14 protein-coding genes are annotated in these 12,491 nt (G+C 73.9%); 5 read left to right on the top strand and 9 right to left on the bottom strand.

Annotated features, from left to right (window positions below; genetic code table 11):
- The first annotated feature begins 3 nt into the window (after window positions 1-3).
- On the top strand, window positions 4-375 hold the full coding sequence (locus ACSUPT_RS02950; protein ID WP_361661847.1) for a fic family toxin-antitoxin system, toxin component: 372 nt from the start codon (window positions 4-6) through the stop codon (window positions 373-375).
- 403 nt (window positions 376-778) lie between these two features.
- Here the strand turns inward: ACSUPT_RS02950 and ACSUPT_RS02945 are convergent, their stop codons facing one another.
- From ACSUPT_RS02945 to bioB, 5 genes are all read right to left on the bottom strand, one after another.
- A complete protein-coding gene (locus ACSUPT_RS02945) occupies window positions 779-1,459 on the bottom strand; it encodes a class I SAM-dependent methyltransferase (protein WP_365728230.1) in 681 nt (226 codons plus the stop codon).
- Between the two features lie 79 nt (window positions 1,460-1,538).
- On the bottom strand, window positions 1,539-1,883 hold the full coding sequence (locus ACSUPT_RS02940; RefSeq protein ID WP_365728229.1) for a VOC family protein: 345 nt from the start codon (window positions 1,881-1,883) through the stop codon (window positions 1,539-1,541).
- Between the two features lie 105 nt (window positions 1,884-1,988).
- Window positions 1,989-2,708: a dethiobiotin synthase gene (gene bioD / locus ACSUPT_RS02935; RefSeq protein ID WP_436943409.1), complete on the bottom strand. Its 720-nt coding sequence runs from the start codon at window positions 2,706-2,708 to the stop codon at window positions 1,989-1,991.
- 1 nt (window position 2,709) lies between these two features.
- Window positions 2,710-4,005 (bottom strand): adenosylmethionine--8-amino-7-oxononanoate transaminase, encoded by a 1,296-nt coding sequence (locus tag ACSUPT_RS02930; RefSeq protein ID WP_436943408.1) that lies wholly within the window; start codon window positions 4,003-4,005, stop codon window positions 2,710-2,712.
- Window positions 3,998-5,236: a biotin synthase BioB gene (bioB, locus tag ACSUPT_RS02925; protein WP_436943407.1), complete on the bottom strand. Its 1,239-nt coding sequence runs from the start codon at window positions 5,234-5,236 to the stop codon at window positions 3,998-4,000. The genes ACSUPT_RS02930 and bioB overlap by 8 nt, the downstream gene beginning before the upstream one ends.
- Before the next feature lie 142 nt (window positions 5,237-5,378).
- Between bioB and ACSUPT_RS02920 the strand changes: the two genes are divergently transcribed.
- Both ACSUPT_RS02920 and ACSUPT_RS02915 read left to right on the top strand, forming a co-directional pair.
- A complete protein-coding gene (locus ACSUPT_RS02920; RefSeq protein ID WP_436943406.1) occupies window positions 5,379-6,608 on the top strand; it encodes an 8-amino-7-oxononanoate synthase in 1,230 nt (409 codons plus the stop codon).
- Between the two features lie 291 nt (window positions 6,609-6,899).
- Window positions 6,900-7,331, top strand: coding sequence for an ATP-binding protein (locus tag ACSUPT_RS02915; protein WP_436943405.1), 432 nt, complete (start codon window positions 6,900-6,902; stop codon window positions 7,329-7,331).
- A gap of 183 nt (window positions 7,332-7,514) precedes the next feature.
- Here ACSUPT_RS02915 and ACSUPT_RS02910 read toward each other — a convergent pair whose 3' ends face one another.
- From ACSUPT_RS02910 to ACSUPT_RS02900, 3 genes are all read right to left on the bottom strand, one after another.
- Window positions 7,515-7,964, bottom strand: coding sequence for a C40 family peptidase (locus ACSUPT_RS02910; protein WP_399218184.1), 450 nt, complete (start codon window positions 7,962-7,964; stop codon window positions 7,515-7,517).
- A gap of 558 nt (window positions 7,965-8,522) precedes the next feature.
- Window positions 8,523-8,831 carry a hypothetical protein gene (locus ACSUPT_RS02905; protein ID WP_351963777.1) on the bottom strand — a complete coding sequence of 103 codons (309 nt, stop codon included), beginning with the start codon at window positions 8,829-8,831 and terminating at the stop codon, window positions 8,523-8,525.
- 2 nt (window positions 8,832-8,833) lie between these two features.
- Window positions 8,834-9,442 carry an ATP-dependent Clp protease proteolytic subunit gene (locus ACSUPT_RS02900; RefSeq protein ID WP_404143460.1) on the bottom strand — a complete coding sequence of 203 codons (609 nt, stop codon included), beginning with the start codon at window positions 9,440-9,442 and terminating at the stop codon, window positions 8,834-8,836.
- A 59-nt stretch (window positions 9,443-9,501) separates the two neighbouring features.
- Between ACSUPT_RS02900 and ACSUPT_RS02895 the strand changes: the two genes are divergently transcribed.
- Window positions 9,502-9,777, top strand: coding sequence for a type II toxin-antitoxin system Phd/YefM family antitoxin (locus ACSUPT_RS02895; protein WP_351963775.1), 276 nt, complete (start codon window positions 9,502-9,504; stop codon window positions 9,775-9,777).
- Window positions 9,778-10,033: 256 nt separating this feature from the next.
- On the opposite strand, the gene ACSUPT_RS02890 is transcribed toward ACSUPT_RS02895, so the two are convergent.
- Window positions 10,034-10,789 (bottom strand): lysophospholipid acyltransferase family protein, encoded by a 756-nt coding sequence (locus ACSUPT_RS02890; RefSeq protein ID WP_436943404.1) that lies wholly within the window; start codon window positions 10,787-10,789, stop codon window positions 10,034-10,036.
- A 715-nt stretch (window positions 10,790-11,504) separates the two neighbouring features.
- Here ACSUPT_RS02890 and ACSUPT_RS02885 point away from each other — a divergent pair.
- Window positions 11,505-12,353, top strand: coding sequence for a YhjD/YihY/BrkB family envelope integrity protein (locus tag ACSUPT_RS02885; protein WP_351963773.1), 849 nt, complete (start codon window positions 11,505-11,507; stop codon window positions 12,351-12,353).
- Window positions 12,354-12,491 lie beyond the last annotated feature (138 nt).

Below are 12,491 nucleotides of genomic sequence, written 5' to 3'. Positions count from 1 at the left end.
CGCATGAACCTCTCCATCGACCTCGCCTGGCTCCTCATGGTCGCCGAGCAGAAGGCCCCCAACGACCCGCAGGTCGTCGACTGGGGCGCGCTCGTCGCCGCGGTCAGCCGGCACGACGCCGAGATATTCGGCATCGCCGTCTACGACGACCCGCACACCCGCGCGGCCGCCCTGCTCCAACTGCTGCTGCACGTCCCCGCGCTGGAGCACTCCAACGCCCTGTTCGCGTCGGCCGTCGCGTACGGGTACCTCGTCGCGTCCGGCCTGCGCGTCACCACGTCCCCGGAGCGCGTCAGGGAGCTGGCGCGCCTGGTGAAGACCGGCGCGGTGGACGTCCGGGACATCGCCGACGAACTCGAACGCTGGACCCTCTGAACCGGCACGCACCGGAGCCCCGAGCGGCAGCCACCCGGCACGGAGCGGCCCCACGGCCGCGGGGCCTCCGTCCCTGCGGGACCGGGGCCGCCGGGGGAGACCCGCATGAGTACGCACGGGTCGGCCCCTTGAGTACCCCGGCGGATACCCCGCCCCCCACCGCCCCGGTTTCCTGGCCCCATGACCAGCGCACCGACCCGCCGCCGCATCGAAACGCGGCAGATCACCACCCTCGGCACGGCGCTCGCCGGGGCCCTGCTGCCGCTCGCGCTCGGCGTCCTGTTCGCCAAGGCGATGGCCGCCGACCCGATGACCCCCGTCAACGCCCTCATCACCAACGGCGGGCGCGCCCGGATCTCCCCGGCCGGGCTGCGCGGCTGCGGGCGGGCGGGCCGCGGCGGTCTCAGGCGGTGCCGGACGCGGGTCGCCGCGCGACGCCCACGACGGCGGGCGACGACGGCAGCGGAACACCCCGCTCCGGAATCATCAGCCGCCGGTAGGTGACGATCTCGAACCCGGCCGCCTCCATCTCGGCGAGCGGGTCGCGCGCCGTGTGGCAGCCGCCGAACAGCCGGGGCCACACGGTCGCGTCCACCCCCCGCTGCACCGCCGCCAACACCCGCCCCTGCGCCCGGCCGTGCTCAAGGAACCGCAGCTCACCGCCCGGCTTCAGCACCCGCCGCAGCTCCGCCAGCGACCGCCGCACGTCCCGTACGCTGCACAGCACCAGCGACGCGACGGCACCGTCGAACGCCTCGCTCTTCACCGGCAGCGCCTCCGCCGTCCCCGGCACCACGTCCACCGGAACCCCGGCGCGCAGCCCCTCCTCCACGGCGAGCCGCCGCAGCAGCCGCTCCGGCTCGATCGCGACGACCTCGGACACCGCGGCCGGGTAGTACGCGAAGTTCAGCCCGTTGCCCGCACCCACCTCGACGATCCGCCCGGACAGCCCGTCCAGCAGCTCCCGCCGCAGCTCCCCGACCCCGCCCTTCGCGTCGGCCAGCACGCTCACGCGCGCGTAGAACCGGGCGAACAGCGGATGGCGCACGGCGTCCGGGCCGGCCTTCGTCCTCTGCTTCGTCATCGCGGACCTCCTCCGACAGCATCCAGCAGGGTCGGGCGCACACGGGGATGATGCCCCGCACCGCGCCGCCGAGAGCCCGTCAGCCGGCCACGAAGCAGAACTCGTTGCCCTCCGGGTCGCGCATCACCTGGAAGTCCCCCTGCTCGTCGCGCACCACACCACCCACGCGTACGGCTCCGAGGGCCACCGCCGCGTCGGCCGCGCCCGCCACGTCGTCGGCGTGCAGGTCCAGGTGCAGCCGGTTCTTCGCCGACTTGCCCTCCGGCACCCGCTGGAACGCCACCCGCACGAACCCCGGAGGCTCGACGTACGACCAGCCCTGGTCCCGGTCCACGGGCTCGCCGCCCAGCATCGCGGCCCAGAACCGCACCAGGGCGGCGGGGTCCGCGCAGTCGAACACGGCCTCGCTGACAGTCACTCGCATACCCGCCAGCGTATGCGCCGGACGCCCCGGCCCCCAGGACCGAGGCGCCCGCCGCGCATGTCTCCCGTGAAACCGGCCCTCAACAGGCCGGACCGGGCGGGAAGGTCACGCGCCCGCCGCCCGGGCGAACGCCTCCGCGTCCCATGTCCCGCCCAGCTCCGGGGCCAGCCACCCGGGCGCCTCCGACCGGAACACCCCGGGCGCGAGAGCGCCGGCACCGGCCGGCACCGCGCCCAGCAGCGGGGCACCCGCCGAGGCGGGCAGATCGGCCAGGTTGCACCGCTCGGCCAGCCCCGGCGCCTTCGGCCAGCTGCCCACGACCATGCCCAGCTGCGCCAGGCCACGCGCGCGCAGCGCCTCACCGGTCAGAGCCGCCAGGTTCAGCGTGCCCAGCCCCGCCGCGGCGACCACCAGCACCGGGGCGTCCAGCATCCGCGCGGCATCGGCCAGGGTGCCGCCGTCCGCGTCGTACCGGACCAGCAGCCCGCCCGCGCCCTCGACCAGCACCAGGTCGTACTCGGCGGCCAGTTTCCCCGCCGCCTCCGCCACCGCGTCGGGCCGCACCGGGGCCATCCCGGCCCGCCGGGCGGCCGTCTCCGGCGCCAGGGGCTCGGGGAACCGGGCCAGTTCGCGCCCGGTCACCCCCGGCCCCGCGAGCCGTACGACCTCGTCAGCGTCGCCCCGCTCACCCGGCCCGACACCCGTCTGCGCGGGCTTCAGCACGGCCACCGAACGCCCGCCCGCGCGGGCGGCCGCGGCGACGGCCGCCGTGACGACCGTCTTGCCGATCTCCGTACCGGTACCGCTCACCACCACGACCGGCATGTCAGCCCTCCCTCGCAGCCGCGCACACCGCACGGCAGATCCGCGCCACGTCCTCGTCACCCGTCACATACGGCGGCATCACGTACACCAGGTCCCGGAACGGCCGCAGCCACACGCCCTCGCCGACCGCCGCCGCCGTGGCCGCCGCGACATCGACCGCATGGTCCAGCTGGACCACGCCGATCGCGCCGAGCACCCGCACGTCCTTGACGCCCGGCAGCCCGCGCGCCGGTTCCAGGCCCTCGCGCAGCCCGGCCTCGATCCGCTTGACCTCCCGCGCCCAGTCCTGCGACAGCAGCAGATCGATCGAGGCGCAGGCCACGGCGGAGGCCAGCGGATTGCCCATGAACGTCGGACCGTGCGCCAGCACCGGCACCTCGCCGCGCGAAATGCCCTCGGCCACCCGCGAGGTGCACAGCGTGGCCGCCATCGACAGATAACCGCCGGTCAGCGCCTTGCCGAGGCACATCACATCGGGTGCCACCCGCGCGTGGTCCGCCGCGAACAGCTCACCGGTCCGCCCGAAGCCCGTCGCGATCTCGTCGAACACCAGCAGCACGTCATGCGCGTCGCACGCCTCCCGCAGCACCCGCAGGTACTCGGGGGAGTGGAAACGCATACCGCCCGCGCCCTGCACGACCGGCTCCACGATCACGGCCGCCACCTCGTCGGAGTGCCGGGCGATCAGCTCCCGCAGCTCCCGCGCGTACCGCTCCTCGTACGCCTCAGGGGGCGCCGGGGCGAAGACCTGCCGGGGCAGCACACCGGTCCACAGGTCGTGCATGCCGCCTTCGGGGTCGCACACCGACATGGGCTGCCAGGTGTCCCCGTGGTAGCCGCCCCGCCACGTCAGCAGCCGGCGCTTGGCCGGGCGGCCGGTGGAGCGCCAGTACTGCAGGCACATCTTCACGGCCACCTCGACCGAGACGGAGCCCGAGTCGCTGAGGAACACATGCCGCAGCGGCTCCGGCGTGATCTCCACCAGGCGCGCCGCCAGTCGCACGGCCGGCTCGTGGGTGAGCCCGCCGAACATCACATGGCTCATCCGCTCCACCTGGCCGCGCACGGCCTCGTTGAGCACCGGGTGGTTGTAGCCGTGCACGGCCGACCACCAGGACGACATGGCGTCCACCAGCTCCGTGCGGCCCCCGGCCGGTTCGGCCAGCCGCAGCCGCACCCCGGCCGCCGACTCCACCACGAGCGGGTCGACCCGGCCGGGCATCGGACCGTACGGATGCCACACGTGCTCCCGGTCGAGCGCGATCAGCTCGCCGGGCGTGTACCGCGGCTCAGGCATTGGGCGCGAGGTCCGTACCGGCACCCCGGCGGCGCACCGCGACCAGATCGGGCCGCGCACCCGGGACGGCGGCGCCCTCGCCCTCGGCGGCACCGGAAGCGGCCTCGGGGGCCACCGCGGCGGCCGTCGCGGTCTCACCGGCACCGGCCGACGAGCCGCACACCCCGCCCGAGCCGCCCTCCGAGCCGCAACCGCCGCCCGTGCCGCAACCGCCCGCCGCCGCGTCCGCGCGGTGCTCGGGCAGCGTCGTCGTACCGGCGCCCTCCACCTCGAACCCGGCGTCGGCGATCATCTCCAGGTCCGCCTTGCCCGCCTGGCCCTCACTGGTCAGGTAGTCGCCCAGGAAGATGGAGTTGGCCAGGTGCAGCGCCAGCGGCTGCAGCGTCCGCAGATGCACCTCGCGCCCGCCCGCCAGCCGGACCTCCACGTCCGGGCAGACGAACCGCACCATCGCCAGGATGCGCAGCGCCCGCTGCGGCGTGAGGTTCCACTCCTTGGCGAGCGGCGTCCCCTCGAACGGGATGAGGAAGTTCACCGGCACCGAGTCCGGGTCCAGCTCACGCAGCGCGAACACCACGTCGACCAGGTCCTCGTCGCTCTCGCCCATGCCCGCGATCAGACCCGAGCACGCCGACAGACCCGCCTCGTGCGCCTTGCGCACGGTGTCGACCCGGTCCGCGTAGGTGTGGGTGGTCGTGATCTCCCCGTACGTCGACTCGGACGTGTTCAGGTTGTGGTTGTACGCGTCGGCGCCCGCCGACCGCAGCCGCTCCGCCTGGCCGTCGGAGAGCAGCCCGAGGCACGCGCACACCTCGACGCCCTCGTTGTCCTCCTTGATCGCCTCGATGGTCTTCGAGACCCGGTCCACGTCCCGGTCCGTCGGACCCCGGCCGCTGGCGACCAGGCACACGCGCTTCGCGCCGCCCGCGATCCCCGCGGCGGCCGCCTTCGACGCCTCCTCCGGCTTCAGCCACGTGTACTTGAGGATGTCCGCCTTCGAGCCGAGCCGCTGCGAGCAGTACGAGCAGTCCTCGGGGCACAGCCCGGACTTCAGGTTCACCAGGTAGTTGAGCTTCACGCGCCGCCCGAACCAGTGGCGCCGCACCTTGCCCGCCGCCGCCACCACGTCCAGCAGCTCGTCGTCCGAAGTCGCCAGTACGGCGAGCGCCTCTTCACGGGTCGGCAGCTCACGCCGCAGCCCCTTGTCCACCAGCGTGTTCAACAGGTCCATGGCGCTGATCCTGACGCACGGCACACCCCCTGGCCAAGGAGGAACCGGACAACGAGCGCCGTCGGAGGTGTGTGGATGACCACACTCTGACCACGCCTCTTCTTCGTTAGGGTCTGTGCGCTGCCTACAAAGGGGACCAGACATGCCCAAGGCCACGCCCGGCGACGCCCTGCCCGCGACGCCGTCCGGACGGACCGACGCCGCCGGCCCGTTCGACCGGACCGAAGCGGCCGGCCCGTTCGACTGGACCGACGCCGAGGCCCGCCGCCGCGCCTCCGCCGGGCTCGTCCGCACCCTGCGCCCCCGCCCCGCCGACGCCGACCTGCTGGACCTGGCGAGCAACGACTACCTGGGCCTCACCCGCCACCCGGAGGTCACCGGCGCGGCGGCCGAGGCCGCACGCCGCTGGGGCGCCGGCGCCACCGGCTCCCGGCTCGTCACCGGCACGACAGCCCTCCACGCCGAACTGGAACGGGAACTCGCCGGCTTCTGCGGCTTCGAGGCCGCCCTCGTCTTCTCGTCCGGCTACGCCGCCAACCTCGCCGCGCTCACCGCGCTCACCGCGCACGGCTCCCTCATCGTCTCCGACGCCGGCAACCACGCGTCCATCGTGGACGGCTGCCGCCTGTCGCGCGCCGAGACCGCCGTCGTCCCGCACGCCGATCCCGACGCCGTACGCAAGACCCTCCACGCCCACCCCGGCCGCCGCGCCCTGGCCGTCAGCGACTCGGTGTTCTCCGTGGACGGGGACGCCGCCCCCCTCGGCGAGCTCGCCGCGGCCTGCCGGGAGCACGGCGCCGCCCTCGTCGTGGACGACGCGCACGGCCTGGGCGTCCTCGGCGACGGCGGCCGGGGCGCCCTCCACGCCGCCGGCCTTGCGGGCGCGCCCGACGTCGTGGCCACCCTGACGCTCTCCAAGTCCCTGGGCAGCCAGGGCGGCGCCGTCCTCGGCCCCGCCCGCGTCATCGAGCACCTGGTGAACGCCGCCCGTACGTTCATCTTCGACACGGGCCTCGCCCCGGCCGCCGCGGGCGCCGCCCTGGCGAGCCTGCGCCTGCTGCGCCGCGAACCGCACCTCGCGGGCCGCGCCCGTACGGTCGCCGCGACCCTGCACGCCCGGCTGGCCGCCGCGGGGCTCACCGCCGTACGGCCCGACGCGGCGGTCGTGTCGGTGCGGGCACCGTCCCCGGACGAGGCGCTCCAGTGGGCGGCGGACTGCCGCGCCGAGGGCGTGGCCGTCGGCTGCTTCCGCCCGCCGTCCGTGCCGGACGGGGTGTCGCGGCTGCGGCTCACGGCCCGCGCCGATCTCACCGACGAGCAGATCGACCGGGCCGTGGCCACGATCCTGCGCACGGCGCCGCCGTCCCGCTGAGCGCACGGCGAATCCGGTCCGGGGCGGTGGTCCCGCCCGCACCGCGCCGCCGCCCCTTGAACCCTCGGCGGATACCGTCCGCCGGTGACACCGTCCGGACGGCGCCGCCGGAAACCGCTCTCCCGTCGCAGCGTTCACCACTTCGGGCGACGGGCGGGCGCCTATCTCGGCGGAGCCCTCCCGTAAGCACGACATAAGTGGCAGTCTGGCGCGAAGCACAGTCCGGGACCGTTTGACCGGCAATCCACGGCATGCCGGAGTCCGGCCCGGTGGGAAAGGGACAGCGTCGCCATGGCCGACCATCAAGAAGCGTCCGTCACCCTGCCGAGCGATCCCGCCTCGGTCTCCACCGCCCGCAGATATGTGGCCGACGTGCTGGCCGAGTGGGGTCTGCCAGGCGGCAGCGACACCGCCGAAACGATCCGCCTGATCGTCTCCGAACTCGCCACCAACGCCGTCCAGCACACGCGCGGCCAGTCACCCGACTTCACCGTCGACGTGCGCCTCGAACGGCACGAGTGGCTGCGCATCGGCGTCACCGACAGCCACCCGCGCTATCCGAGGCGCCTCCCCGCGGCCGCGCAGCAGGACAACGGCCGCGGCATGGTCATCATCCGCTGGCTGGCCGCCGAATACGGCGGCCGGCTGACGGTGACGCCGACCGAGCAGGGCGGCAAGACCGTGTGGATCGCGCTCCCCTGGAAGGCGCCGCTGCAGGGCTGACCTTTGGTGCCTGCGCGGTCGCCTCCGGCGGATGTGACGTGCTGCGGGGGCGCACCGTGCCGGTGCAAGCGGCGCGCGCAGGCGGAAGCGGCGCGTGTCGGCGGACGGCGACGAACCGACGGAGCAGGCCGTGCCGGCAGGCGGCGACGTGGCCCGGGGGAGCAGGCAGCAGTTGACGTGCGGTCAGCGCACCCGGCCGTAGGAGACGGACCGCGTCCAGATCCGGTCGAGCTTCACCCACGAACCGGTCTTCGGCGAGTGCCAGATCCGGTTGTTCCCGGCGTAGATGCCGACGTGGTACACGCCGCCGCGCCCGTGGAAGAACACCAGGTCGCCCCGGCGCCGGTCCGACTTCGCCACCCTGCGCGTCTTGTTGTACTGGCCCTGCGCGGTGCGGGGCAGCTTCTTCCCGGCGCGCTTGTACGAGTAGAGCGTCAGCCCCGAGCAGTCGAAGCGGTGCGGGCCCGCCGCCCCCCACTGGTACGGGGCGCCCTTCTTCGACGCCGCGACCTTCAACGCCTTGCCCGCGGCGGCCGGAGCGGCGTGCGCCTCCGGAGCGGCGGGTGCGACGAGCGTGCCGCCCACCGCGAGCAGCGTGAGAGCGGACAGGGCCCGGGCGATCCGGGCCGGCATCGGATGGCAGGGGGAGGACGGTACCGGGACCTGATTCTGCGTCGCGGACATGCAGTACCCTTCGTCAACCCGCCTGTGAAGGATTGCCTGTCGGGTTCGGACAGGACGAAGATGCCCGGCCGCTGACGCGGCTTCACCCCAAGGGACACCGGGCCGCACTCCGTGTGCGGGGGTCGCCCCGTACTGCTCGGGTCCTCCACTCCTGCCGATCCACTGATGTCGACCAGTCGTCCGGACGGCGGCAGGACTCGGCGTTCCGCCCGGACCGCCCCGCCGGGGTGGCGGGGGCTTGTCGTCGTGACGGATCTTTCCCGCACCGCCCCGGAATCGGGAGCTGCGACGGGGCGGTGTGAGCCTCGTCACGCTTGCTCCGAACGGGTGGACGGCAGTGTTTCCCGGCCGACCCGCCGGATACGGCTGAGCCTCGTACCTGCGGCATCGCGACCCGCGACGGCCCGACGCCTACCGCCGGTCCGCAACTCGTCCCCGTCGAAGTTCGTCCTTTCGCCTCAGCCGAACGGTCCAGTGGCCGTCCCCCGGCCGGGTCCCCGAAACCCGTCAGGGTGACGCATCGTGAGGCACCGTCACCCGCAGGGCGCGCCGCTCGCCGTCCAGCGCGCGCAGCGCACGCGCCAGCGTCTCGGCGTGCACCTCGCGTTCGCCCCGCTCGTGCATCAGCGTCAGGGCGTCGCGCAGCGCGACGGCCCGGCCCACCAGTGCCTGCGCGGCCCGCAAAGCGCCGTACGTGTGCGTGGCGCGCGCCGGGTTGAGGCGTCCCAGCAGGTCGACGGCCTCCAGGAACGCGTCGACATAGGCGCACTCCGCCCGCGTGAGGGCCGGCAGGGGAGGGAATTCCGGCGGACGCACGGTCACCCCTCCCGGGTGCGCAGCACGTGGTCCACCACGCCGTGCTCCCGTGCGCCGGCCGCGTCGAGGACCAGGTCCCGGTCGAGGTCGGCGACCACCTGGTCGCGCTCCCGCCCGGTGTGCCGGGCCAGTACGTCGACCAGCAGCTCGTGCTGGCGTGTCAGTTCCCGCGCCTGGAGGTCGAGGTCGGAGGGCTGGCCGCGCAGCGGTTCGGCCAGCTCGGGCTGCCGGAGCAGCACCCGTGCGCCGGGCAGGGCCGCGCGCTTGCCGGGCGCGCCGGCCGCGAGCAGGACGGCGGCGGTGGACGCGGCCTGCCCGATGCAGGTGGTGGCCACGTCGCAGGAAATCAGCTGCATGGCGTCGTAGATGGCGGTCATCGCGTCGACCGGTCCGCCCGGCGAGTTGATGTACAGGGCGATGTCCTGGTCCGGCGCCGCGTACTCCAGGTGGATCAGCTGGGCCACCACGTCGTTGGCGGCCGTCGCGTCCACGGGCGTGCCGAGGAGGATGATCCGCCCCTCGAGGAGCTTGGAGTACGGGTCGAGGGTGCGGGTGCCCCAACTGGTGCGCTCGGTGAACTCGGGGAGGACATAGCGGGCGTGCGGGGTCATGACGGGATGCCTCCATCCGTAAAAAATGTACAGGATGTACAGACCGTTAGAATGGGAGCATGGCCTACGAGATTCCGGTGACGCAAGCCCGGGCAGAGCTCGCCGATCTGATCAACCGCGTCGTCTACGGCGGGGAGCGCGTCGTCGTCACCCGCCACGGCAAACCGCTGGTGGCGCTCGTCTCCGCCGCTGACCTGGAACGACTCGAATCGCCCCAGGAGGCGCCCGACGAGCGGGCGGTCGGCTCGGTGTCGGAGTTGCGCGAGGCGCCGTCCGCTCCCCGCGAACACCGCCGCTTCGGCATCGCCGCCGAGCACCGCCCCTACGGGGACTGACGGGCGCCCGCCCGCTCACCGCCGCACGCCGCGCGCCCCCGACCGGGGCGGGCGGGGGCGCGGCTCGTCGATGCCGGGATGCCGGGGCGGCTCCGTCATGTGGCGTACGGGCGTGCCCCCGTGTGGCGCGCGGACGGCGATGCGCATCAAGGGCATGGGTGTGCGGAGCCCGTACGCCGGAACGCTGCCGGGCGGGGCGGGGCGGGGCGACGGCGGGTGGGGACGGGTGCGGACGGGCGTGGGTCCGGTCTGGCGTTCAGTCGCGGCGGGCGCGTCGCGGCAGGAGGCGCCGGAGGCCGCGCGGGCGGTCCGGGGCCGGGGGCGTCGCGGGCTCCACCGGGGCGGCCGCCTTCACGGCGGCGGCGTACTCGTCCACGTACTCCTGGCCGGACAGGTCGAGGATGCGGTACATGATCTCGTCGGTCACCGCGCGGACGACGGCCTTCTCGTTCTCCATGCCCGCGAAGCGGGAGAAGTCCAGAGGCTCCCCGAACCGGACCGTGACGCGCTTGATCTTGGGGAGCACCTTGCCGGGCGGCTGGATCTCGAACGTGCCGACCATCGCGCACGGCACCACCGGCACCCCTGCCTTCAGCGCCATCACCGCGACGCCCACCTTGCCCTTGTACAGCCGCCCGTCGTGCGAGCGGGTGCCCTCCGGGTAGATGCCGAGCAACTCGCCCCGCGACAGCACCTGCAGGCCCTCGCGGATCGCCGCCTGGCCGGCCTCCTTGCCGGACCGGTCCACCGGGATCTGCCCCGCGCTGCGGAAGAACGCCGCGGTCAGGCGGCCCTTCAGGCCCGGCCCGGTGAAGTACTCCTGCTTGGCCAGGAACGTGATGCGCCGCTTCAGTACGGCCGGCATGAGGAAGTGGTCCGAGAACGACAGGTGGTTGCCCGCCACGATGGCCGCCCCTGTCTCCGGAATGTGCTCCAGCCCCTCGGTCCTCGGCCGGAACAGCAGACGCAGCAGCGGCCCGAGGAGCACGTGCTTGAGCAGGTAATAGAACACGGGCTGGCTCCCTACGCTGCCGGGTCGGCCTCTGAGCTGCGTGCCACCGGGTCGAACGGCACGTGGAGGAGGCGCGGGGCATGTGCGGGCCTCGACACCTGTGATCACCTCTGATCGTACGCGTACGGACCTGGCGCTGATTCTCATGAAAAAGGATCAGTTCATTGTCGCTCACGGGTCCGACGACACATTCACACCGACGCCTGTCATACGGGGGACGCCCCCCACCGGTCTCCCGGGCAGACGACAACCAAGAGCCGGGGGTTGCGGCGGGCGCCCTTCCACGGCGACGGCGGGCGACGGGTGACGGACGAAGGGGGGCGGACGACGGGCGGTGGGCGACAGACGATCGATGGCAGGTGCGGCGGGCGGCAGGTGAGGCCGAGGCCTGGGGCGGCCGAGGCCTGCTGGGGAGGCGGGCGCCAGGAGAGGGGTGTCGGATGGCGGCGGACCACGGACGACCGGTGACGGGACACGAGGAGGATCGAGTGACGTGACGTGACGAGAAGGCGCGGGCGCGGTGTGCGGGCACGGCGCACGGACGCATGAGCGCACCGGCCCGTCGGCCCTGCGGGGACGGGGACGAGAGCGCGGGCGGGGGCCTCGGCCGGCGCGGGGCGGCCTGGGTGGTCTCGGCCAAGGCGGGGTGGTGTCGATCGGGTAGTGCTCGGTGGGTCTGCGGACCGGAGCGGTGCCGCCGGGGTATGCGAGACGTATGTGGTGGTTCCACCGGATACACGGCTCGTTCCGCGGCTCGCCCTTCGGGCGGGGGTGGCGGCGTGGCAAGGACCTGGAGCTGATGCACCGGGCCATGGGTTTCGCGGCGCTCGGCCTGCTGACCCTCGTCCCGCTCCTCATCGTGGTCGCGGCAGCCGACCCCGCAGGCGGCCAGGGCTTCGCACAGTGGCTCGCGGAGGGCCTCGGTGTGAGCGAGGCGTCGCGGGACGAGGTGGAACGGGTGTTCGCCGCTCCCGCCTCGGCCCTGGAGTCGACGACGGGTTTCGGTCTGGCGGCGCTCGCGGCGTTCGGGGTGACCTTCGGGGGCGTCGTCCAGACCGGGTACGAGAAGGTGTGGGAGGTTCCGCCGGCCCGCTGGCACACGATGTGGCGGCACCTGGTGTGGCTCGCCGCGCTCATCGGCTACCTGCTCCTGTCGTCCCACGTGGCTGCCCAGCCGACCGACGTGGGCGACCTGACCTGGCGGATCACCGTGGCGGTGGCCAGCGCGCTGGTGTTCTTCTGGTGGTCGCAGCGACTGCTCCTGGGCGGCCGGGTGCCATGGGGCGCACTGCTGCCGGGTGCGGTGTCCACGGTGATCGGGCTGGCGGGCCTCTGGGTCTTCTCGCACCTGGTGTTCTCGCCGCTGATCGCCTCCAACGCGGTGGCGTACGGCCCCGTCGGCACGGTCCTGGTCATCCAGTCATGGCTGGTGGGAGTGGGCTTCGTCGTCTTCGGCGGCGCACTCGTCGGCCGCGTGCTGTACGAGGAGCGCTGGCTGATCGGCCGGGTCCTGCGCCGCACCCTGCAACGCCTCACGCCCCGCCGCCGAGCGGAGAGGCCCTGAGCGGACGGTCACGCTGAGCGGACGGTCACGCTGAGCGGCGGGGCGGATGGCGGCCGCAGTCTCCCGTCCGAGCCCGTCGCCCGCCCGGGCCCTCCTGGGAAATCCGCTTGCCTGCTCCGGTCGGTCCTGGAACAGTGT

The organism is Streptomyces sp. SudanB25_2051 (assembly GCF_964272635.1).
Taxonomy (GTDB): domain Bacteria; phylum Actinomycetota; class Actinomycetes; order Streptomycetales; family Streptomycetaceae; genus Streptomyces.
Note: the sequence above shows the minus strand (reverse complement) of the source record. Positions and strands in the feature narration are given on the sequence as shown.